Here is a 22,652-nt window from a genome sequence, read left to right on the forward strand (position 1 = left end):
TGACCGAGGGGTGCGCCGACCCGGGAGGCGACCCCCCGCGCCGCGGGCATGCCCGGCCGCCCCCCCACCCGGGCATCGCGCCCCCCCGGGTCCCCCGCCACCACCCCCCCCCCCCCCCGCGCCCCCCCCCAGCCCCCGCCCCTCCCCCCCGTCCCCCGCGGCCCTTCGCCCCGGTGATGCGGGGGCAATATGACCGGCCGTGGCCCTGCCATCTGCCGAGGCGAAGAACCTACTGGGGCAGCATGCCCTTGTTCGCCTCGAAGAAGTCGACCACGGTGGGGTCGAGCTTCACGTTGTTGGCCTTGGCGGCGTTGAATACGTCGATCGCGGGCTGCGGGACCTGGATGCCCTGTGCCTGGGCGATGCTGAGCGCCTTGTCGACGGCCTGGAAGACCTGCTGCGAGGCATCGGCCGACTGCTGGGCCGGCTCCTGCGGCAGGGCCTCGGTCTGCCCGGTGGGGTTCCAGCGCGGCGTCTCGGCCGGGGAGGCCGGCGCGGTGCGCATCTCGGGGCTGCCACTCAGCCCGAGGCGGGAGGAGCAGGAAGGCCAGGCGCCCCAGCCCTGCGAGGCGAGGACCTTCTCGCCGACGGCGATCTGCTGCTCGCGGGTGGCCTGGTTGGCGGTCGCGGCGTATTCGGTGCCGCCGTGCGCCTTCCACGTGCTGGGGGAGAACTGCAGTCCACCCTGGTAGCCGTTACCGGTGTTGATTCCCCAGTTGCCGCCGGCCTCACACTGCGCGAGCTGGTCCCACTCGGAGTCGGGTGCCGCGGAGGCGTTGCCGGCGAGAGCGATACCCGCGCCGCTGACGATCGCGCCCGTGACGGCGACCTTGGCGACGGTGCGGCCGGTGTTGGTCGGCTTGCGATGGCGTCCACTCATATCGGGTCGTCTTCCTCTCGTACGCGCCTGCGAGGTGAGCTGTCGGGTTCGGACTGAGAGGCCGTCCGGCCCTGGTGTACCTCGCGGTGCACCGGGGCTTCACCCCAAGGGACCGATCGTTGCCGATCGTTCCCGCTTCCCTGCCTAGGGAACGTGGGTTCCCCGCCCTCGCCCCTGCTTCCGTCGGGGTCCGTACCCGCGGGGCGAGGCTCGGTGCGGCGGGCCGGTGGTTCCGGGACTGCTCCCGGCTGCGTTAGACCGTACGACGATCGCCGCGAAAAATCACTATTTGGTAACCGGCGTGTATGGACGGGTCACGGTCTGGCGCAACGCGTTCCGTGACGCGTCTGCGCAGGTGGGTGCGGCGTGTCCCGCCCGAGTGCCAGCCGTGACCATGCCGTGACCCTACCGTGATGTGAGGAAGATCACACGTGTACGACGGGAAGGAACTGGGCAATTACGGAGTTGGCTAACGAGTTCGGCGGCCGGACCACAGCGCGAAGACCACCGCGAGGAGCAATCCGAGCGGCGTCCCGGTCATCGCGACCAGATACAGCCAGAGTCCCGGCTCGCCGTCGGACAGGATCGACGTCAGGAAGATGGCGACGACCGCCAGCACGCCGACCGCGAACAGGGCCAGGGCCGCGATCAGCAGCGGGTCGCGGGGGCGGCGCGAGGGAGGATTGGGCATTACTGCACCGTAAAACTGGTGTGCTAGGGGTATGGGCACCGGGGTAGACTCGATAGCAATCGCGTCCTGCATAACTGTGTAGGGCGCGTTCTTTTCGCACAGAGAATGTTCCGGAATCGATTCCGGGACAACGGTTGTGCCCGGGAGGTCCGGGCATCGATGACGAACGGGTGAGCGCAGTGCCGACCGGCAAGGTGAAGTGGTACGACGTCGAAAAGGGCTTCGGCTTCCTTTCCCAGGATGAGGGTGAGGACGTCTATGTTCGGTCGTCCGCGTTGCCCAAGGGTGTCGAGGCGCTGAAGCCCGGGCAACGGGTGGAATTCGGGATGGCCGCCGGGCGCCGCGGCCCGCAGGCGCTGAGCCTGAAGCTGCTGGAGCCGCTGCCCTCGGTGCGCGGCGCCCAGGCCCGCAAGGAGCCCGCGGCCCATCCCCGCAAGGCCCCCGACGACCTGCACGGCATGATCGAGGACATGATCACCCTGCTGGACGCCAAGGTGCAGCCGGATCTACGCAAGGGCAAGTACCCCGACCGCAAGACCGCCCAGCGCATCGCCGAGGTGGTACGGGGCGTAGCCCGCGAACTGGATCACTGAGAGGTTCGGATCGACCAGGCCTGGTAGGGGGCGAACGACTCCGCTCCGGTCTCGTCGCGGGTCGGGACCACGAGCTGCACCTCGACTCCGGCCAGGCGTAGGTCGGGCTCCGGGCGCGTCGGTACCGTGATCGCCTTCGTGCCCTCGGCGTAGTCCCGGTACGAGGTCAGGCGCTGCACGTCGGTGCCGTCGGGCAGGGTGTACTCGAGCACCATCACCCAGGGCGCGTCGGCGATGTGGCGCGGCAGCGACAGCTGCAGCGGATCGCCGGGGCGCGTGGCGAGGGTGACGGTGGTGGCGCTCTCGCGGCAGTTCAGCCCGAGCTGTCCGTTGCTGTCCGACTGCGTCACCGTGCAGTAGCGATACGGCGGCACCGTCGCCGAGGTGCCGTGCGCGTAGGCGGTGATCTCCGGTTCGGGCTCGGCGGCATTGCGGACCGCCATCGCCACGACCGCGGCTATGACGGCCACCACCACGAGCACCGCCACCGCCGCCGCCGCGAGGATCGTGCGGGTACTGGGCTTGGTCATGGCGCGTATGTCCTGTCGCTCGTCGGGTGGGTCGGATCAGCTCGGTGCGGCCGGGTGGGGCGTATCGCCGGAACTCCCGGGAACTTCCTGCTTCGCGTGCTGCGGGCGGTTGCCGCCCCAGCCGGGCAGCAGCGAATGCCCACGGTAGCTGACGAACGTCTGGATCAGCCCCACCGCCAGCACCGCGGTGACGACGGCGAACCCCTTCCAGAACTCCGTCGGCAGCAGCACGCCGCCCGCACCGCCGATCACCCACGCCAGCTGCAGCACGGTCTCCGAGCGGCCGAATCCGGACGCGATCGATTCGGGCGGCAGATCGTCCTGAATGGCGGCGTCCAGCGACACCTTCGCCAGCGCGCTGGCACCGGCGCCCACCAGCGTGGCCACCGCCGCGCCGAGCAGGTTGTCGGTGATGGTCGCGAACAGGGCGACGACGGTGCAGGCGGCCGCGCACACCACCACGATCAGCGACGGTCGGCCCAGCTTCATCCGGGCACCCGAGGCATTGCCGACGAAATTGCCGATCGCCGCCGCCGCGCCCACCACGCCCAGCATCGCCGCCTGCTGCACCGGTCGGTGCTCGGTCGACTTCGCGACGAAGGCGACATAGAAGGTGAGGAACCCGGTGAGCACCCGGATCGCGCCGTTGCCCCACAGCCCGGTCACGACCGCCCGGCCCAGCGGCTGGCGGCGGCGGTTCGGCTTGATCGCAGTCTGCCCCGAATCGAGTTTCTCGGTGCGGGCGTCGGCACCGTGGTAGCCCAGCGTCGCGGGCACCTCGCCCTCGGTGACCTCGACCCAGGACGGGATGCGCAGGCTCAGATACGCCCCGGCACCGGCGATGAGCGCGGCGAACACCAGCGCCCCCGGCGAACCGGCGGCCGCGGCGACCAGACCCGCCACGCCGCCCGCGCCGAGCGTGCCGCCCACCAAGCCGAAGACGGTGAGCCGGGAGTTGGTGCGCACCAGATCTATGTCCGGCGGCAGCACTCTGGGGGTCACCGCGCTCTTGAGCACCGAGAACGACTTGCTCAGGATCATCATGCACAACGCGAGCGGATACAGCGCCCAGCTGTCGATATTGAAGATCAGCAGGATCGCGATCACGACCCGGGCCGCGAACGAACCGGCCAGTGCCACGCGTCTGCCGTGTTGCAGCCGGTCGAGCAGCGGTCCGATCAGCGGCGCGATCACCGCGAACGGGGCGATCGTGATCAGCAGATACAGCGCCACCTTCGACTTCGATTCGGCGGAGGCGGCGGAGAAGAACAGCGTGTTGGCCAGGGCGACCGCGATGGCGGCGTCGAGGGCGAAGTTGGCCATCGTCGCGTAAACCAGTGCGGTGAGCCCGGATTCGTCGGCGCCGTCGGCCTTGGCCGCCCGCTGGAAGGTGTGGAAGCCCTTCTCGGTGAGTTCCCTGCTGCGCATCGCCACCACGCGGGTGACCGTGAGTTTGCGCGGGACCCGTTGTCGGCCCGGGGATTCCGTCGTGTCGGCCGGAGGCTCCGGCGGGGGCTGCGGTGCGGGCGGCGGGTCCTGACGCGGCGGCAGGTCGCGCGGTGGGTGACCCGACGACATCCGCCGGGTCACGAATTCGGGCACGTCGGATTCGCCGCCGCGGTCGGGCAGCGGCGGCAGCGGACGGCGGGACGGGGTACTCGGGGGCGGATACCGGTCGTAGCCGGGATGCCGCCGGGTGAGCGGATACTCCTCGCCGTCCCACGGACCTGGATCGGTTCCGGAGGAATCGCGGGAGGCAGCCACACAACGAGTCTATGGGTCGGACGGTCCCCCGTTCACGCCGGGAGGAATCGCACCTCGAACATCGTCGGCCAGTTCTTGCCGGTGATCAGAAACCGGTCGGTACCGGGTAGTTGGGCGATGCCGTTGAGGACGTCGGTGCCGTCGCGATCGCCCGCGGGCAGCAGCCCGGAGGCGTCGATATCGGCCAGCACCGCGCCCGTGCCGGGATCGATGTGCAGGATGTGCTCGGTGGGCCAGTCGTTGGCGTACACCGAACCGTCTGCCGCGCAATCGAGTTCGTTGAGCCGTGCTCCGCGGCGGTCCGTGAGCCGGATCGATCCGGTCGCCGCGAAGGTGACCGGGTCGCGGAAGGTGAGGGTGTCGCTGCCGTCACTCATGACGAGGCGGTCGCCGCGGGTGCACAGCCCCCAGCCCTCGCCGTCGTAACGGGCCCGGCCGCGCTCGGCGAGGGTCACCGGGTCGCGCGCGAACGCGACCCCCTCCTTCCACGTGAGTTGCCACACGGTGTCGCCCGCCCGGGTGACGCCCTCGCCGAAGTAGTCGTCGGGCAGCGCGGCGCGGGCGAGCGGCGAGCCGTCGGTGATGTCGGTGGCGCGGACGTCGGAACGGCCCTCCAGGCCGGTGCTCTCGTAGAGGATGTTGCCGTCGATCTCCAGGCCCTCGGTGAAGGCGGCGGGGTCGTGTGGCCTGGTCGCGACCACCTCGACACGCATCCTCGGGGTGGTGTCGCCGCTGTCGCAGGCAGCGGTTCCGGGCGCCAGCACGGCCAGCAAGATCGGCCCGGTCGCGGCCCACGCACGATGTTTGCGGTTCATACGGCAAAATGTAGGGCGTGAGCGCAGTGTCTGTTTCGGAGTCCGGAGTGCGACCGATCCTTGCGGAGGCGGTCGACCTGGCCCGTCGTGCGCTCGCGGAGCTGCAACCGACCGGTGTCGGCAGGCATCTCGGCGTGTCGCCGGAGGACGAGTGCGCCGCCACCCACCACTTCGAGGCCACGCTGCCCGGCTATCACGGCTGGCAGTGGGCCGTGGTCGTGGCGGCGCCGCCGGAGGCCGAGCGCGCGACGGTGAGCGAGTCGGCGCTGCTGCCCGGGCCCGACGCGCTGGTCGCCCCCGAATTCGTGCCGTGGGATCAGCGGGTCCGCCCCGGCGACCTGGCGCCGGGCGACCTGCTCGCGCCGCCGCCACACGACCCGCGGCTGGTGCCCGGCTACCTGCTGACCGGCGATCCGGTCGTGGACGAGGTGGCCGAGGAACTCGGCTTGGGCCGCAGCCAGGTGCTCAGCCTCGAGGGTCGCGAGGAGGCCGGTGAGCGCTGGTATTCCGAGTACGGACCCGATACCGAGATGGCCCGCGCGGCCCCGTCGACCTGTGGCCTGTGCGGCTTCTACGTGCCGCTGGCCGGCGCCCTGCGCGCGGCCTTCGGCGTCTGCGCCAACGCCATGGGGGCCGACGGCCGCGTCGTGCACAACGAATACGGCTGCGGCGCCCATTCGGACACCGTCGCGCCCTCCTCCTACAGCGGCTCGCCGCTGTACGAGGCATACGACGATGCCGCGGTCGAGGTGATCCCGAGCGAAGAACTGCGCCGCCGCGAGGGCGTGGACGCGGCCGCCGAGGCTGGTGATCCGGAAACCTCCGATGCGCCCGGCCCCGACGCCCGCCACGATGCGACAGCGGAACAGTCCCCGACGGCCGCGGCCGGTGCGGAGCCCGCCGCGGTGGTGAGCGAGCCGTCCGGTGCCACCGAGAACCAGCCGGGCACCGTGGATGAGGTCGATTCGGATGCTGCCGCCGTGTCGGACTCGGCGGAGGAGAGCGTGCCATCCGAGGCGGGTTCGGACGAGGCGAGCCGAGTGCAGCCGAATGTCGATCCCGGCGTGAACCATGGCGGCGCGGCCGCAGATCCGGCGGACGGCGGGGAGCGTTCCCAGTACAGCGATGCTTGGGCGGTGTCGTCGGTGCGGGTGCAGCGCGCGGAGCCCGGGGCATCGGGGGAGCGCTGAGCGGCTCCGGGGTGGGTGCTGATCCGTTCGAGACGACGGCGCTGCGCGCGGGAGTGCTGGCAGCCTGGCGGGATTCGCCGACCCGGTTGCGCGAGGACGCGGCGACCGAGGCCGATCTGGTCCGGGCGGGATATCGCGATCGGCTGCTGACCGAGCTGGCGCAGAACGCGGCCGATGCCGCGGCCAAGGCGGGCGTGCCCGGACGGCTGGTGGTGTGGTCGGACGGCAGCTCCCTGCACATCGCCAATACCGGTGTGCCGCTGGATATCTCGGGAGTTCACGCGCTGACGGCGCTGCGCGTCTCGGCGAAACCGGGGGCGGCGTCGACGGTGGGCAGGTTCGGCGTGGGTTTCACCGCCGTGCTGGCGGTCGGTGACGAGATCGAGTTCCGGTCCAGCACCGGCTCGCTGCGCTTCTCCCGGTCCGATACCTGGGAGGAACTGCGCGGCAACGGTATTCGCGTCCCCGGCGATGACGCCGATTTCACGCCGCCGGTGCTGCGGCTGGCGTGGCCGATCGCGTCCGCGCCCGCCGCGGGCTTCGACAGCGAGATCGTCGTGCGTCTGCGCGCCGACGTGGACGCCGGTGCCCTGCTGACGGCGATGCGCTCCGAGGCGGCCGATCTGCTGCTGGAGCTGCCCGCGCTGCGGACCATCCGGGTCGGGGACGAGGAAATCACCAGTGCCGTGGCCGAACTCGGCGACGGCCTCCAGGAGCTGCGGATCACCGGCCCGGAGCGCGACGAACGGGTCTGGTGGCAGTACGCGACCGACCGCGCCCGCTGGCTGCTGCCCCTGCGCGACGGCCGCCCGCGCCCGGCCGAGCCCGATGTGCTGCGCGCGCCGACCCGCTCCGACGAGGAGCTGTCGCTACCGGCGCTGCTCGTCGCCGACGTCCCGATGCAACCGGATCGGCGTCGTCTGCTGCCCGGTGCCCGCCTCGCCGAAGTGGCGGGCGGCTACGCCGAATTCGCTCGCGCCCTGCCGCCGCGCGATCGACTGGGGCTCGTCCCTGCGCCCGGGTTCGGGCGCAGCGCGGCCGACGCCACGCTGCGCGAGGCCCTGATCGCCGAGCTGCGCACGGCACCGTGGCTGCCCGTCGTCGCCCGGGAGACGGACGACGATACGGCCGCGCCCCAGCGCGCGAGCGTATTCACCGGCACCACAGCGGAACTGGCCGAGCGGCTGACCGATTTCCTGGGCCCGCTGGTCGTTCCGGAGCTGTCGGGACGCGCCGACGCGGACCTGCTCGCCGTCCTCGACGTGCATCGCATCGGTCTGGCCCGCATCGCCGAGCTGTCGATCGCACTGGAACGCGCACCGCGGTGGTGGTATTCGCTGTACGACGCGCTGGAGCCGTTCGTCACCGATCCGCTGTCGGTCGAGGAGTTGGGCGCGCTGGCGGTGCCGCTGGCCGACGGCCGCCTCGTCACCGGCCCGCGCACGGTGGTCCTGGACGATCAGCTGGCGGTGCCGATCCCGGTGCACTGGGCGCGGCTGGCGCATCCGGAGGCCGCGCATCCGCTGCTGGGCCGCCTCGGGGCCCGCTCGGTGACGGCCGAGGATCTGCTCAACGACCCTGCGCTGCAGGCGGAGTTGGAGCACGAGCCGGGCGGTCCGGACACCGCCGACGCGGTCCTGCGCCTGGCCGAACAGGTGGCCTCGCCCGCCGACCCCGGCGCGGTCTCCCTGCCGTCCTGGCTCGGATCGCTCGAATTGCCGGACGACACCGGCGAATTGCTGCCCGCCGACGAGCTGCTGCTCCCGGGCGCACCGCTCGCCGACGTCCTGGTGGCCGACTCGCCGTTCGGCACAGTCGATTCCGCGCTCGTGGAGCGCCACGGTGCCGCGGCACTGCGCGCGCTCGGCGTCGGCTGGGGCTTCACCGTTGTCTCCGAGGACGATCCGGTCGGTCCCGAGCATCACCTCGACGACGAGGAGCGATGGTGGGAGAGCCTGCCGGAGGATCCGCCGGAGCTGGCGGCGGTGCGCGATCTCGATCTGGTGGACGACGCCGCATGGCCGAATGCGCTGCGGCTGTTGCTGTCCGAGCCCGCGACGCGGCGCCTGCTCGCCGACCGCGACGGCTACACCGCCTGGTGGTTGCGCCGTCATGCCCGCATCGACGGTACGCCGCTGGGCCTGTTCCGCGATCCCGGCGATCCCGTCTTCGCCGATCTGCTCCCGGAATTGGGCGGATTCGCACCCGCCGCTCTGCACGCGCTGCGGGCCGTGCTGGCCGACCCGGACACGATCACCGCCGAACTTGCCGCCACGGTGCTGGACGCGCTCGCCGACCCCGCGAAAACCCCGTCCCCCGAGGCCATTTCGCAGGCGCACCGCCGGTTGGCCGCGGCCCTGGACCGCCTCGACCTGGACGCGCTCGACCTGCCCGCACGGGTGCGCGCGCTGTCGGGCGCGGTGATCGACCCCGCCGATGCGCTGGTCCTGGACCGTCCCTGGTACGGCCTGGCCATTTCGCCGGATCGGCTGGTGGCGGGCGATATCGACGCCGCGCCCGCCCTGGCGACCCTGCTCGACCTGCCGCTGGTGTCCGAGGCGGTGAGCGCCGAGGTGCTCGGCGCGGGCCGCGCGACCACGTGGGCGGCCGAACCCCTGGGCGTGGTGCTGCGCCTGCAGTTCGGCCTCCCGCCCCTGAACGGCGAGCTGGTGGTACACGACCGCCTGCGGGTGCGCCTGTCGGGCGCCTACGAGGCCGTCGTCGACGTCCCGTGGTGGCGGGACGGATCGACCACCCACATCCAGGTGCAGCCCGCGCCGCAGTGACATGCCGCCGTCACATGGCAAACCGGCTGCACCGCAAACGCTACCGCGCGTACCCCGCGACCATCTCCGCCAGCACGTCGAGCTGCCCGCGGACCGCGGCGCTGTCGTTGTCCACCAGCCAGCGCAGCACGATGCCGTCGATGACCGAGAGCGTGAAGCGGCTCAGCGTCTGGACCGGCACGCGCCACTCGGTGCCCGTCGCGTCGCGGGCGTGTTCGAGAACATCGGCGACGGTGGAGTCGTTGAACGTGTACTGTTCGCGCGCGATCGCGAGTTTCGCCGGAGTCTGTTCACTTTCGCGCAGTGCGTAGGTGGTCGTCTCGTAGGTCAGCAACTGTCGTTCGGGGGTGGCTTCTATGTTCAACCACAGAAGTTCGAGGCTCGCTCGTACCAAATTTTGAAGCGATTCTTTTCCACTTCCGACGTCCTGCCAGACCGTTTCGTTGGTCTCGACGGAATCGCGTAATTCCATCGACAACGCCTTGACCAACTCGGTCATCAGCGCGTCCTTGTTTTCGAAACAGTAATGCACCACACCGAGCGAAACACCGGCTGCCTGAGCCACATCGCGCGTGGTTACCCCGGCCACGCCCTTTTTTTCGGCTAGGCCGATAGCCGCCTCGATAAGGTGGGCTCGTCGTTCTTCGACGCTCAATCGGGAGGACACTCAACGCAGTTAAGCGGGAAGGAGCCGAACAGTCAATTCGCGCGCCGTAAAAGTCTTCTCACCGACCCGGGCGAGGCGCGGCGAAAGCCACTCACAGACCGGTCTGCGCGCCTTTGTCGCCGCGGCGGGCGCCGCGCCGCTGGATGACGAAGATGGTGTAGCCGAGCAACCCCACGCCCAGCCCCATCAGGCAGATCGGGCGCGCGTCGGCCCACCGATCGACGACCCAGACCAGCACCGTCGCCACGGCCCACAGCGCGGATCCGATCGCCAGCACCGGCCGCGGATCGGTCAGGCGCGGCGGGATTTCCGGCACGTTCCCTGTCACGATGTCCACCATACGGCGTGAACGGACGTCTCCCGTGTGGAGCGTCCCGTATCGTTTGCCTCTGTGACAACGCCTTCCGACATACGTGCGCTGGCGGCCGAGCTGTCGCTGGCGGTGGTGCGCTTGACGCGACACCTGCGGGGCCGCCGCGTCGACGCTCAGATTTCGCTGACGCAGCTGTCGGCGCTGGCGACGCTCAATCGCGAAGGCGCGATGACACCGGGCGCGCTGGCGGCCAAGGAGCGGGTGCAGCCGCCGTCGATGACGCGGGTGATCGCCTCACTGTCGGAACTGCAACTGGTGGAACGCAAGCCGCACCCCACCGACGGCCGCCAGATCATCGTGTCGCTCTCGGACGCGGGCCTGGCGCTGATCCAGGACGAGAACAATGCCCGCGAGGCGTGGATGACCGAACAGCTGGCGGGCCTGCGCCCCGATCAGCTGAAGGTACTGCACGACGCGGTGGGGATCATGAAACAGATTGTGGCGGAATCGGAATAGTCCGATCGCGGAAATGCCGGTGGTGAGCTAGTACCGCGTGGCGAATGCTTGGTCGCTGGGGACGATATCCCGGCCGAGGGGCATCAGCGAGACGGGGATGAGCTTCAGGTTCGCCCAGCCGAACGGAATTCCGATGATCGAGACGAACAGCGGGATGCTGGTGAGCAGGTGCCCCAGCGCCAGCCACCAGCCCGCCACGATCAGCCAGATCACATTTCCGACGAGTGACGGGGCACCCGCGCCCGGCTTCTGGACGGTGGTCCGCCCGAACGGCCACAGCACGTACCCGGCGATCCGGAACGAGGCGATGCCGAACGGGATGGTGACGATCAGGATGCAGCAGATGATGCCCGCCAGCAGATAGCCCACCGCCATCCAGAAACCGGCGAACACCAGCCACAACACGTTCAGGATGAACCGGATCAGTGTCACACCCCCAGCATGCCAGCCCCCGCGGCCCGGGGCCACCTCTCCCGCCTCTCGGCGCGGGTCAGAAGAACCAGCCGAGCACCGCGTCGCGATCGGCCGCGAAGGCCCGGTCGAATGCGCGCAGGTGTTCGGAATCCTTGGCCTGCAAGCGATTCGCCGCGGCGAACGTCCGGGCGCGGTGGGCGCCGAGGTAGAGGCTGCCGAGGACGTCGATACCGAGTTCGATATCGGGGGTGCGGGTCGTGGGTCCGCATTCGGCGATGCCGTCGCGGATCCGCAGGGCGAAGGTGCCGCCCGCATCGCGGAACGGGTCGTGCACGCCGAGCGCGATATCCAGATCCTCGGAGTACCCGCGGGCCGTGAGGGCGGCCGGGACGTCCATGACCCGGGCCCACAGCCCGTCGTAGCGGCCGATCGTGCGGACCAGCCGCGGATCGGTGAGCAGGTAGGGGAGCGGATCCTCGGGGCTCAGCGTGGCCTCGACGGTCTGCACGAGGTCCAGGCCCAGCAGGGTGCGCCAGAGGGCGGCGTGCGCCTCGGTGGTGACCGCCCGGAACTCGACGACGTCGGCCTTCGCGCCCGCGTCGGGGTGTTCGTGCCGGTACAGCGCGTATCCGTCCGGATGGACGAGCGCGAACAGGCCGTGCCCGCTGCGCCACTGGGCCAGCTTGCGCGTCCAGGCGGGCTCGGGCTGGACCTGGGCGCCCGGTGTCAGCCGCCGCCAGCGGTCGTAGATCCGCGGCAGCAGCGCGGCCGCATCGTCGCCGCCCATCAGTTCCACACCACCGGGATCCGGTGCGGTGGGCAGGAATTCGGCGAACCGCCGATCGATGGTCACCCGGTTCTCGATGACGGCCGGGCCGTATCCGAACCGCCCGTAGATGGTGCCCTGGCTGGCGGTGAAGATGGTCAGCGGCAGCCCCGCGGCCTCGGTTCGCCGATGCAGCTCCGTGTACATCGCGCGCAGGATGCCGCGCCGCCGGTGCGTCGGCGCGACCGCCACCGCGGCGACCCCGCTCGCCTCGACGGTGCGCTCGCCCGGCACGGTCAGGGTCATCGTCGTGTCCTGGGTGTTCCCGACGATCCGGTCCCCGTCCACGGCCAGGATCCGGCGCTCCTGCGGGAACAGGCGCAGGCCCTGCTCGACGTAGACATCCGCGACCTCCGGCGGCAGCGGCCCGCCGAACGCATTGGCCAGCAGGGTCCCGGTCGCGGGGAGGTCGGCCTCGGTCGCCGTTCGGATCGTGATGTCGGAGGTGATCGCCATGCTTCGACGATCGCACGCGGATCGGGGCGCGCGCATGTGAATATCGCCTGTGCGTGGGCGCGTCCGGATTTCGCCCCGGTCCCCGGTGAAGTTGGGCCCGGCCCGCACCGGTGGGCACGATGCGGGCCGGGGTGCGAGGCGTTCGGCCTCGCTGTAGTTACTGTGCAGCCTTCGCCTTCGCGTCCGCTTAAGAAGATCTTGTCGGCCGAAAGTCGATGTGTGGGTTCCGGTTCGGCTCGCGCTGGCTATGTTTCAGCACCGGCCTTATTGATGAGCTGGAATCGGCTCGGCGCCAACGCTATTCGTCTTCCTGGCTGGCGGCTGCCTGGGCCTGGCGGCGGCGCCTGCGGGCCGAGGTGGTGCGCTCGATGCGCGGATCCTCCGCCACCTCATAGCGTTTCACGTACTCGCTGAGGAACGCCTGCACCGTCGCCGTGGCGGGAATGGCCAGCAGCGCGCCCACCGCACCGAGCAGCGCGCCGCCCGCCAGCACCGCCAGCAGCGCGATGGCGGCGTGCACGTTCACCGTGCGCTGGGTGATCCGCGGCTGCAGCAGATAGTCCTGGAACCACTGGTAGACGATCGTGAACACGACGATCCACACCGCGTCGATCGGCCGGATGGTGAGCGCCACCAGGATCGGCAGAATGCCCGCCAGATAGGTGCCCACGGTCGGCACGAACGAGGCGATCACGCCGAACCAGATGCCCAGCGCGATCGCGTTCGGCAGTCCGAGAATCGCCAGGAAGGCGCCGTGCGCGACCGCGGAGATCACCGCCAGCAGCGCGCGTGAATACAGGTAGCCGCCGGTCTTCTCGATCGCCAGATCCCACGCGTGCAGCACCGTGTCCTGCCGGGCCGGTGGCAGCAGCGAGCACATCGTGCGCCGCAGCTTCGGCCCGTCCGCGGTCAGATAGACGCTGAACAGGGCGATGGTGAGGAACTGCGCGAGCCCGCCGAGGATGGTGCTCGACACGCCCCACACATTGTTCGCCGCCCGCTCGGCATAGCCGTTGATGATGTCGGAGTCGCGCAGCAGCCGGTCGGTCAGATCGTGCAGCGTGAATCTCTGGTGGAACGTCCGGTTGACCCAGTCCACCAGTTCGTTGATCAGCCGCGGCGCCTCGTTCGCGAGGTTGCCCACCGTCTCCACCAGCAACGTGACCAGCGCGGCGATGAACCCCACGACACACACGAACACCAGCACGAACACCAGCCCCGTGGCCAGCCCCCGATGCATCCCGCGCCCGACCAGATTCCCCACCGCGGGCTCCATCGCCAGCGACACGAAGAACGCCACCAGCATGATGATCAAGATCCCGAGCAGGCGATGAAACGCCCAGTTCGCCAGCTGGAACAGACCGAGAAGGACGAACGCCAGCACCATGGCCCGGGGGAGCCACGGCGGCATACGCCGGCGAACGCCGGACGCAGGCGGTTGCACGGCCATTTCCACAGTCTGGTGGATAGACGAGCTATTTCTCGGTTACGACGCGAGATGTGCCGCGCCCATCTCGGGGGCCGCCAATTCCGCGCGGGCGGAGGCCCGCAGAAATTCCGTGGCGAAGGCGCTCAGCGTCGGATCGGCATGGCGGACAGCGGCTGTCAGGCGGACGCTGCGGTACAGCAGTCCGGCATCGCGGTCGGCGGTATCCCACTCCGCGGCATCCTCCTCGATGCGGTGCCGCCACACCAGCGCGGTGCGATTCTCGGAGATCCAGGCGTTCAGGCGATCCCAGCAGAGCAGGGTGTCGTGGACGAGGACAGCATGCTTGTAATCGATGGTGATCAGCCGCGCCAGCACGAGCCGTTCGACGAGTTCCTCGCCCGACGAGGTCCCGGTTGCTATACGCCGCAGTTCGGCGCCCGGTAGTCGACGGCGATCAACGGTGCCGTCGCGATGCACGGTGACCAGCGCGAGCAGGATCTGCCGCGCGTCGGTCTGTGCATCGGGGTCCAGCTGGGCCCACGCCGCCTCGGCGATTCCGCGCATGGTCTGTTCGATTCCGCCGATGCGGCGATAGTCGGCGACACTCAGCCGCTCGTCCGTGTGGCACCACCACATCGACCGCATCGTGGCATGCAGGATGGCGAGCACGCCCGGGTCGGCCTGCTGCCGGTCGACGGTGGGCCGGGTTGCGTCGAGTGAGTTGAGCAGAAGCTCCACGACGCCGGGTTCGATCGCCACCCCGCGCGTGCGGGGCGGCCCGGCGATCGCCGAGACCAATTCCTGGCGGGTCATCGGATTCAGCCTGAATCCGTTGTGCTGTATCGCGTGGGCGAGCCACGGATACTGTGCACAGTCGGCGAGGCGATCCGATCGTACCGAGATGACCACCGATGCGTTGGTGCACAGCTGTTTCAGCGAGATCAGAAAGTCCTGGCGGGCAGTCGGTTCCACACTGCCGTCGAACATCTTCTCGAACTGATCGATGACGACCAACGGTCGTCTGCTCGGCTGTGCCGACATCGCATCGTGGTTGTTCGAGCTCGCGGAATCTTCTCCGGCGCTGAGGATTTGAGCCAGCACGTGCGCACGGTCCGGTCCCGGCGTCATCGTCGCCACCCGCCAGCGCCCGGATTCGGCGGCCAGCACCGGGATCAGTCCCGCGTGCAGGAGCGACGACTTGCCGACACCCGAGGCACCCGTCAACACGACGACGTCGGCCGATCGATGCGGACTTGCCGATGCCCGCACCAACTCGAGCAGGGCGGCAAGCGCGCGCTGCCGCCCGAAGAAGATGGCTTCGTGCTCCTGCGCGTAGACCCCGTTACCGGGATACAGCGGCGCGGTCCCCGTGAGCCGGCCGACCGGGGCCGTCCGGGCTGCCGCCCACAGCGGTCGCCATGCGCGCAAATCCGCCGTCGTACCGGAAGCTCCGGCCCGGCGTCGGGCGCGGGCGTTCAGCACCTGCAACACCGGAAGCAGCGATTCGAACTTCGCCGGAACATTGCGCCCGCTCATCCAATCGCTGATGCGCTGCGCCGAGGCCAGCGCCGAGCGCCCCTTGCCGCCGCCCTCGTCGGCCCGCTGCTGCGCCAGCATGGCCACCTTCCGCAGCGAGGGCGCCCCTGCGGCGCGGTGCAGCGCCGAGAGCTGGCGCGCAAACTCCTGCCGCGCAGAACCCCCGGTATCCGCGTGTTCCACCTCGCTGGCTGCCGATTTCATATGTTCCCCCCGGAACGGCTTCGCGGGACCGGGCCCCACATCGGGGGCCGATCTACTGACCTCTTCGATTGATAGGACGGAGCTGCCTTCGTTTCGGTTCCACTGCCGACCGGCTTTTTCGCCCGGCCCGCCCCAAGATCCAGCGGAGTGCCGGACTGCTGGTGCCGCCTGCTCGAATCGTGCTGGACACCAGCGCCTTTCGGCGTACTTCCCGCGATGGGTGGTGCCCGGACCGTACAGCGAGCATGCCCGGCCCGCGGTGCACCGCGGATAGTGATCCCGGTGACCGTCAGAAGCGTGGTGACGACTCCGAGCACGAACGGCCGGGCGGGCACGGCGGAGAACCCACTGCAGGGATCGACGGAGGATACTTCGCCCGCACGCACACACCGGAAACCTGTTGTGGGCGAATCGAACGCTGGCCACGCCCTGCTGTCCAGTGGATCTGAACTTTGTGGGGCGGGATATGTTCGGCGGCAATAGATTCGACGTCGACGGATTCGGGCGGCGTGCGCTGCGCTGCTGCTCATTTCTGTCCCGGTCGCTGGTTGCGGTTCGGCAGGGAGTTATCTCCTCGACTCGGTCGTGCCGACCCCCGAGAGCCGCGGCCACGCGTACGACCGCGATCTGCTCACCGACGTGCCGTACCGGACGACACCGGCGATGGTCGGTGCGGCACGTTCTTGCGGCCGGAAACATTCATGGCGGGAACGGGGTTCACGGTCATCCGGGTGCCGTCCGGCGGAATCACGCAGTACGGACTGGGGCTGTCGCGGACTGGCGGCTGGTTGGAGCACAGTGGAGGCGTTCCCGGATACACCACGCAGATCGCATATCTGCCGGAGCGCAATGTGAGTATTGCCGTCGCGGTGACCAGTTCACACAGCCTCCGAGCCGCGATGCGGATGGCGATGAGCGGATAACTCCGCCGATACCGTCCGCGCAAGAACTGGATTCGCAACTGCGGCAGGCGTTGGACCGAAGATAGCGCCGTCTGCGAAATCTTTGCGCGTGGTCGGGACGCCGAGGATCCGGACCCATCAACAGATTCGCCGACCTCCAGGCCGAGCACTCGTCTCGAATCCCCGCAAAAGAAACCCGCTTCCGTTGTGCGGAAGCGGGTTTCGTGTCGTTCAGGGGTTCAGCGGCCGTCGATGTCGCTGTAGTTGCGTTCGCCGTAGCCCGTGTAGATCTGGCGGGGGCGGCCGATCTTCAAGGGCTCGCGGTGCAGTTCGCGCCAGTGGGCGATCCAGCCGGGGAGGCGGCCCATGGCGAACAGGACGGTGAACATGCGGGTGGGGAAGCCCATGGCCCGGTAGATGACGCCGGTGTAGAAGTCGACGTTCGGGTAGAGGCGGCGCTCGACGAAGTAGTCGTCGGTGAGGGCGGCCTCCTCGAGGGCCTTGGCGATGTCGAGCAGCGGGTCCTGCACGCCGAGCTTGCCGAGGATCTGGTCCGCGGTCTTCTTCACGATCGTGGCGCGCGGGTCGTAGTTGCGGTAGACGCGGTGACCGAAGCCCATCAGCTTCACCCCGTCTTCCTTGTTCTTGACCTTGCGGATGAACTCCTTGACGTCGCCGCCCTGCTCCTTGATGCCGTCGAGCATCTCCAGCACGGCCTGGTTGGCGCCGCCGTGCAGCGGGCCCCACAGCGCGTTGATGCCGCCGGATACCGAGGTGAACAGGTTGGCGTCCGAGGAGCCGACCAGGCGCACGGTCGAGGTGGAGCAGTTCTGCTCGTGGTCGGCGTGCAGGATCAGCAGCATGTCCAGCGCGGCGGCGACCTCGGAGTCGACCTCGTAGGGCTCGGCCGGGAAGCCGAAGGTCATCCGCAGGAAGTTCTCCACCAGCGACAGCGAGTTGTCGGGGTAGAGGAACGGCTGGCCCACCGACTTCTTGTAGGAGTACGCCGCGATGGTCGGCAGCTTGGCCAGCAGCCGGATGGTCGACAGCTCGACCTGCTCCGGATCGCGCGGATCCAGCGAATCCTGGTAGTAGGCCGACAGCGCGTTCACCGCCGACGACAGCACCGGCATCGGATGCGCGTTGCGCGGGAAACCGTCGAAGAAGCGCTTGAGATCCTCGTGCAGCAGGGTGTGCCGCCGGATCCGGTCGGTGAAATCGTCGAGCTGAGCCTGCGTCGGCAGCTCACCATAGATGAGCAGGTAGCTGACCTCGATGAAGTTCGAGCTGGAGGCCAGTTGCTCGATCGGGTAGCCGCGGTAGCGGAGGATCCCGGCCTCGCCGTCGATGTAGGTGATCGACGATTTGGTCGGGGCGGTATTGGTGAAACCGGGGTCGTAGGTGACGTATCCGGTGCTGGCCAGTAGCTTGCCCAGTTCGATCCCGTCGTTGCCCTCGGCGGCCTTGGTGACCGTCATCGGGTATTCGCCACCGGGGTAGGACAGTACCGGCTTGCCGTCGATCTCGACGTTCATGCTGTTCTCAGCGGGCACGGAAGGATCCCTCTCAGGCTAGAACCGTAGGCACCGGGTGCGGTCGGCGTCCGATGCGCTTACACCAACGCTAGCCGCTGGCTGGTCCGCATGATTAGCGAGGGTGGCCGTTAACTACCTCACGGTCACCCGCGCGCGAGGTGAGGCGGAGCGGGGTCGCGTGGTATTGGCGCGACCGGCCCCGAGCCGACCGGCCGATCTCCGCCGCAGCGGCGGGATCTCCGTGCGGGCCGGGCGGCTATCAACCCTGGTTGACGTGCCCTCTCACGCTGCCGGAACCTCGGCGTGGGCGCGCGCGACCCGATATCGCACGAATGCCGGGAACGCCACCGCGGCGATCAGCACGCCGATCACGACCAGCGCCCCACCGCCCGCCGCCGCTACGGCGGTACCCAGCGCCGCGGCCGCAAAACCGTGGGCAACATCACCGATGCGCGGGCCCCCGGCCACCACCACGATGAATACGCCCTGCAGCCGCCCGCGCATCTCGTCGGTGGCGACCTGCTGCAGCATCGTGGTCCGCAGCGCGGCCGAGAACATGTCGACGGCGCCGCCGAAGGCCAAGCAGGCCAAGGCGATCCACAATCCGGCGGCGACGGACAGGCCGTGCCCGGTGAGGCCGATCGCCACCCCGAAACCGATCATCGCCACGCCCCACAGCACGATGCACACGATCACCGCCAAGCCCTGCCGCCGCACGTGCGTGAGCCAGCCGGAGAACACCCCGCCCGCGACCGCGCCCGCCGAGATCGCCGCGAACAGCAGACCCAGCGCGACACCGCCGCTGGCCGGATCGCCGAAGCTGTCCCGGGCGATCTGCGGGAACAGGGCGCGCGGCATGCCGAACACCATCGCGATGATGTCCACCACGAAGGACGCGAGCAGGATTCGCTGCGTCGCCAGGTAGGTGAAGCCCTCGACCACCGTCCGCAGGCCCGCCCGGCGCTGGGTGCCGGTGGGCGGAACGGCGGGCAGCCGCCACACCGCCCACAGGGTGGCCAGCAGCGCGATCGCGTCCAGCAGGTACAGCGTCGACAGCCCGGTCAGCGGGATCAGCGCACCGGCCAGCACCGGCCCGGCGATCGCGCCGAACTGCATGACCGTCATGTTGAGCGAATTGGCCGCGGGCAGCAGGTCGGGGGACAGCAGCCGGGGGATGATCGCGGCGCGGGTGGGCTGGTTCACCGCGAAGAATGCCTGCTGCACCGAGAACAGGCCCAGCACGACCCACACGTTGGCGAGCCCGGCCGCCGCCTGGACCCAGAACGCGAGCGCCGTCACTCCGGTGCCGGTGCTGGTGATCAGCAACAGCTTTCGCCGATCCATCACGTCGGCCAGCGCGCCGCCCCATAGGCCGAAGGCGACCAGCGGCACCAGGCCGAACAATCCGGCCAGGCCGACATAGCCGGAGCTGCCGGTGATTTCGAAGATCTGCTGCGGTACCGCGACCACCGACAGCTGCGCGCCGATCATCGTGACGATGCCGGTCGTCCAGAGTCGGCGGTAGTCGGAATTGCGGAGCGGCGCGGTATCCGCGAGGAGCTTCACCGGCGGAACAGTAGCGGGATGATCGGGCGCATGGTCACCGATTTTCGGTGAGTCATCCCATGATTACAACCCGGTGCGGCAAGCGTGGGACATTCCGGCGAACGCGCGGCTCAGGGTTGCAGGCGCTGGATCTTCATGGCTGCCGGGTCCGTACCGCCCGCCTCCAGCGTCACCCGGATCCGGTTGTGCAGTCGGCTGCGCCGCCCCTGCCAGAACTCGACCTGTTCGGGCCGCAGCAGATAGCCGCCCCAGTTCGCGGGCACGGGAATGTGCTCCACGCCCTCGAAGCGGGCGGTGACATCGGCCAGCGCCCGGTCCAGTTCCGCCCGCGATTCCGCCGGTCGCGACTGCTGCGAGGCCCACGCGCCGAGTTGCGAATTGCGGGGGCGCGAACGCCAGTAGACCGACGTCGCCTCGGGCGCCACGGTGTCGACCGGACCGCGAAGATTCACTTGGCGGCCGAGGGCGGGCCAGGCGAAGGTGATCGAACCGTAGGGGACCGCCGCCAATTGATTGCCCTTGGCGGAGTCGTAATTGGTGTAAAAAGTCACACCCTCGCCCGAGAGCCCCTTGCACAGTACGGTGCGCGAGGCGGGCCGCGGTCCGGACTCGGTGAGCTCCACGGTCGCGAGCACCATCGCGTTCGGCTCCGCGATACCGGCGCGCGTGGCCTGCTCGATCCAGACCCGCAGCAGCGGTTCCCAGCCCTCGGCCAGCCAGGACTCGTCCAGATCCGTATCCGATCCGGCCCCGCCGCCGCTCGTGCCGCCGCCGTACTCGGCGCGCATCGCGGCGATGTCCAGGTGCGCCCGCAGTGCCGGATCAATCTCGGCGGCCTCGGGCCGCGCCGCCGACCCAGGTGAATTCTGCTCGTCGCGCATGGACCAGACGTTACTCCGCAGTAGGAGAGGGACTAAGGTTCCTACTGATCGACGCGCGCGTCCGGCCCGGCGGGCGACAGCCCGTACCGCCACGCCAGCGTCGCATCGGACTCGGCGGGAGTGGTCCACGGCCCGACGCGGCAACGTGGGGAGATCCGTGGGGAACGCGAGCGCCGAATCGAACACAGCGTGGCCGCCCACGGATCGTGCGGCCCGAATTGCAAGGAGAGTCACAACATGACTGCCAGCGCTGCGGCCCCCGCCGTACCCCCCGATTTCGTCAGCGGCCTGGAAGGTGTGGTGGCCTTCACCACCGACATCGCCGAGCCCGACAAGGACGGTGGCGCGCTGCGCTACCGCGGTGTCGACATCCAGGATCTGGTCGAGAACCGGGTGACCTTCGGCGATGTCTGGGCGCTGCTGGTCGACGGTGAATTCGGCCGTGGGCTGCCGCCGGCCGAGCCGTTCCCGCTGCCCGTGCACACCGGCGACGTGCGCGTCGACGTGCAGGCCGGGCTCGCCATGCTCGCCCCGATCTGGGGCTATCAGCCGCTGCTGGACATCGACGAAGACACCGCGCGGGAGAATCTGGCCCGCGCCTCGGTGATGGCGCTGTCGTATGTGGCGCAGTCGGCCCGCGGCATCTATCAGCCCGCGGTGCCCCAGAAGAAGATCGACGAGTGCGACACCATCACCGAGCGGTTCATGGTCCGCTGGAAGGGCGATCCGGACCCTCGGCACATCGAGGCCATCGACGCCTACTGGGTCTCGGCCGCCGAGCACGGCATGAACGCCTCCACCTTCACCGCCCGCGTGATCGCCTCCACCGGAGCGGATGTGGCGGCCTCGCTGTCGGGTGCGATCGGTGCCATGTCGGGTCCGCTGCACGGTGGCGCCCCGGCCCGGGTGCTGCCGATGATCGAGGAGGTCGAGAAGTCCGGGGACGCACGGGCTCTGGTCAAGGGCATCCTGGACCGCAAGGAGAAGCTGATGGGCTTCGGCCACCGGGTGTACCGGGCCGAGGACCCGCGCGCCCGGGTGCTGCGCGCCACCGCCGAGCGGCTTAACGCGCCGCGCTTCGAGGTGGCCTCGGCGCTGGAGCAGGCCGCGCTCGCGGAACTGCGGGAGCGCCGCCCCGACCGCGCCATCGAGACCAATGTCGAGTTCTGGGCCGCGGTGATCCTGGACTTCGCCGAGGTCCCCGCGCACATGATGCCCGCGATGTTCACCTGCGGCCGCACGGCCGGCTGGTGCGCACACATCCTGGAGCAGAAGAAGCTGGGCAAGCTGGTCCGCCCGGCCGCCATCTACACCGGCCCCGCCCCCCGCAAGCCCGACTCCGTCACCGGCTGGAACTCCGTAGTCCGCAAGTAAATTCGATTCCCGCACCCTCTGCCGATTCCCGCACCACTCGCAGGCCCCTGCACCCAGTGCGGGAACCAACAGAGGGTGCGGGAACCCAAGGTCCGCCGACCGTATGCGCGCCGGGCGAGGGCGTGCTGCGGCCGCTTTTCCTGGCGTGCTGCGCCCCACTTCCGGGCGTCCTTGCTCCTCGCCTTTCCTGGCGCGCTGCGCTCCTACTTCCTGGCGTACTTCTCCTCGACTTCCCGGCGTGCTGTTCTCTTTGTTCTGGCGTGTTGTGCTCTCTTTGTCCTGGCGTGCTGTGCCTCATTGTCCCGGCATGCTTTTGGCCGGGATCGCGTAGCATGCGTCGCGTGTTGGATGGTGGGTGGTCGCGGCGGCGGGTCATAGCGGTGGGGGCGGCGTTGGCTGCCGGGCTGGTGACTGCCGGATGTGGTGCGGCGCAAGGGAATTCATCTACTCAATCGGCGGTCGGCGCGCCCAGGCAAGGAGCGCCGGGAGTGGCGCCGCGGCAGGTCCCCGCCGCGGTCCCGCCGCCGGTGGCGGGGCGCGGCCCGGGGGCGCGGGCGGCCCCGGGGGGGGGGGGGGTGGCCGGGGGGTAGACCCCCGAACCCGGCCCAGGGCCGCGCTCGAGGACGCCGGTCGACGGCTGTTCGCCGAGCGCGGCTACGCGAATGTCTCCGCCGAGGAGATCGTGTCCGCCGCCGGGGTCACCCGCGGCGCGCTGCACCACCACTACGGCGACAAGCGCGGCCTGTTCCTGGCGGTGCTGGAGCTGGTGGAGGCCGACGCTACC

At 69.7% G+C, this 22,652-nt stretch carries 19 protein-coding genes, 1 pseudogene and 1 riboswitch; of the genes and pseudogenes, 6 read left to right on the plus strand and 14 right to left on the minus strand.

What is annotated here, in order from left to right; all coding sequences use genetic code 11:
• Positions 1–229: 229 nt before the first annotated feature.
• Both QH290_RS01440 and QH290_RS01445 read right to left on the minus strand, forming a co-directional pair.
• On the minus strand, positions 230–880 hold the full coding sequence (locus QH290_RS01440; RefSeq protein WP_280269575.1) for a resuscitation-promoting factor Rpf1 domain-containing protein: 651 nt from the start codon (positions 878–880) through the stop codon (positions 230–232).
• A 9-nt stretch (positions 881–889) separates the two neighbouring features.
• Positions 890–1,076: riboswitch (cyclic di-AMP (ydaO/yuaA leader) on the minus strand.
• A gap of 273 nt (positions 1,077–1,349) precedes the next feature.
• Entirely contained in the window at positions 1,350–1,571 is a 222-nt protein-coding gene (locus QH290_RS01445; protein WP_280269574.1) for a hypothetical protein, read from the minus strand.
• A gap of 179 nt (positions 1,572–1,750) precedes the next feature.
• Between QH290_RS01445 and QH290_RS01450 the strand changes: the two genes are divergently transcribed.
• Positions 1,751–2,164 (plus strand): cold-shock protein, encoded by a 414-nt coding sequence (locus QH290_RS01450; RefSeq protein WP_068028561.1) that lies wholly within the window; start codon positions 1,751–1,753, stop codon positions 2,162–2,164.
• On the opposite strand, the gene QH290_RS01455 is transcribed toward QH290_RS01450, so the two are convergent.
• From QH290_RS01455 to QH290_RS01465, 3 genes are read right to left on the minus strand one after another with little or no spacing between them, the layout of a single operon-like run.
• A complete protein-coding gene (locus QH290_RS01455; RefSeq protein WP_280381752.1) occupies positions 2,158–2,694 on the minus strand; it encodes a DUF2771 domain-containing protein in 537 nt (178 codons plus the stop codon). The genes QH290_RS01450 and QH290_RS01455 overlap by 7 nt on opposite strands.
• Before the next feature lie 36 nt (positions 2,695–2,730).
• Positions 2,731–4,458 carry an MFS transporter gene (locus QH290_RS01460; RefSeq protein WP_280381753.1) on the minus strand — a complete coding sequence of 576 codons (1,728 nt, stop codon included), beginning with the start codon at positions 4,456–4,458 and terminating at the stop codon, positions 2,731–2,733.
• Between the two features lie 32 nt (positions 4,459–4,490).
• Positions 4,491–5,273 carry a glutaminyl-peptide cyclotransferase gene (locus tag QH290_RS01465; protein WP_280269571.1) on the minus strand — a complete coding sequence of 261 codons (783 nt, stop codon included), beginning with the start codon at positions 5,271–5,273 and terminating at the stop codon, positions 4,491–4,493.
• A 17-nt stretch (positions 5,274–5,290) separates the two neighbouring features.
• Here QH290_RS01465 and QH290_RS01470 point away from each other — a divergent pair, with 17 nt between their 5' ends.
• Positions 5,291–6,463: a DUF3027 domain-containing protein gene (locus QH290_RS01470; protein WP_280269570.1), complete on the plus strand. Its 1,173-nt coding sequence runs from the start codon at positions 5,291–5,293 to the stop codon at positions 6,461–6,463.
• Positions 6,464–6,474: 11 nt separating this feature from the next.
• Positions 6,475–9,249, plus strand: a complete 2,775-nt coding sequence (locus QH290_RS01475) for a sacsin N-terminal ATP-binding-like domain-containing protein (protein WP_280381754.1) — start codon at positions 6,475–6,477, stop codon at positions 9,247–9,249.
• 40 nt (positions 9,250–9,289) lie between these two features.
• Here QH290_RS01475 and QH290_RS01480 read toward each other — a convergent pair whose 3' ends face one another.
• Together QH290_RS01480 and QH290_RS01485 are read right to left on the minus strand one after the other, a co-directional pair.
• Positions 9,290–9,904 carry a TetR/AcrR family transcriptional regulator gene (locus tag QH290_RS01480; protein WP_280269568.1) on the minus strand — a complete coding sequence of 205 codons (615 nt, stop codon included), beginning with the start codon at positions 9,902–9,904 and terminating at the stop codon, positions 9,290–9,292.
• A gap of 103 nt (positions 9,905–10,007) precedes the next feature.
• Positions 10,008–10,256: a DUF2530 domain-containing protein gene (locus tag QH290_RS01485; RefSeq protein WP_280381755.1), complete on the minus strand. Its 249-nt coding sequence runs from the start codon at positions 10,254–10,256 to the stop codon at positions 10,008–10,010.
• A gap of 51 nt (positions 10,257–10,307) precedes the next feature.
• On the opposite strand from QH290_RS01485, the gene QH290_RS01490 reads away from it, so the two are divergent.
• Positions 10,308–10,745: a MarR family winged helix-turn-helix transcriptional regulator gene (locus tag QH290_RS01490; RefSeq protein ID WP_280269566.1), complete on the plus strand. Its 438-nt coding sequence runs from the start codon at positions 10,308–10,310 to the stop codon at positions 10,743–10,745.
• A gap of 27 nt (positions 10,746–10,772) precedes the next feature.
• Here QH290_RS01490 and QH290_RS01495 read toward each other — a convergent pair whose 3' ends face one another.
• From QH290_RS01495 to pdxH, 7 genes are all read right to left on the minus strand, one after another.
• Entirely contained in the window at positions 10,773–11,168 is a 396-nt protein-coding gene (locus QH290_RS01495) for a YccF domain-containing protein (RefSeq protein ID WP_280269601.1), read from the minus strand.
• A 67-nt stretch (positions 11,169–11,235) separates the two neighbouring features.
• Positions 11,236–12,441 (minus strand): GNAT family N-acetyltransferase, encoded by a 1,206-nt coding sequence (locus QH290_RS01500; protein ID WP_280381756.1) that lies wholly within the window; start codon positions 12,439–12,441, stop codon positions 11,236–11,238.
• A 298-nt stretch (positions 12,442–12,739) separates the two neighbouring features.
• Positions 12,740–13,891, minus strand: coding sequence for an AI-2E family transporter (locus QH290_RS01505; protein WP_280381757.1), 1,152 nt, complete (start codon positions 13,889–13,891; stop codon positions 12,740–12,742).
• Between the two features lie 36 nt (positions 13,892–13,927).
• Complete coding sequence (locus QH290_RS01510) at positions 13,928–15,610, minus strand: nSTAND1 domain-containing NTPase (RefSeq protein ID WP_280381758.1); 1,683 nt, start codon at positions 15,608–15,610, stop codon at positions 13,928–13,930.
• Between the two features lie 1,141 nt (positions 15,611–16,751).
• The gene (locus QH290_RS01515; protein ID WP_280269600.1) at positions 16,752–18,047 is read right to left on the minus strand and encodes a citrate synthase; all 1,296 of its coding nucleotides are present in this window, start codon (positions 18,045–18,047) and stop codon (positions 16,752–16,754) included.
• A gap of 282 nt (positions 18,048–18,329) precedes the next feature.
• The gene (locus QH290_RS01520; RefSeq protein ID WP_280269561.1) at positions 18,330–19,613 is read right to left on the minus strand and encodes an MFS transporter; all 1,284 of its coding nucleotides are present in this window, start codon (positions 19,611–19,613) and stop codon (positions 18,330–18,332) included.
• A 110-nt stretch (positions 19,614–19,723) separates the two neighbouring features.
• Complete coding sequence (pdxH, locus tag QH290_RS01525; protein ID WP_280381759.1) at positions 19,724–20,401, minus strand: pyridoxamine 5'-phosphate oxidase; 678 nt, start codon at positions 20,399–20,401, stop codon at positions 19,724–19,726.
• A gap of 330 nt (positions 20,402–20,731) precedes the next feature.
• On the opposite strand from pdxH, the gene QH290_RS01530 reads away from it, so the two are divergent.
• Together QH290_RS01530 and QH290_RS01535 are read left to right on the plus strand one after the other, a co-directional pair.
• Positions 20,732–21,868 carry a citrate synthase 2 gene (locus QH290_RS01530; RefSeq protein ID WP_280269560.1) on the plus strand — a complete coding sequence of 379 codons (1,137 nt, stop codon included), beginning with the start codon at positions 20,732–20,734 and terminating at the stop codon, positions 21,866–21,868.
• A gap of 607 nt (positions 21,869–22,475) precedes the next feature.
• Positions 22,476–22,652: pseudogene (locus QH290_RS01535) on the plus strand (helix-turn-helix domain-containing protein); the annotation flags it as partial.

This window comes from Nocardia wallacei (assembly GCF_029869545.1).
Lineage (GTDB): Bacteria > Actinomycetota > Actinomycetes > Mycobacteriales > Mycobacteriaceae > Nocardia > Nocardia wallacei_A.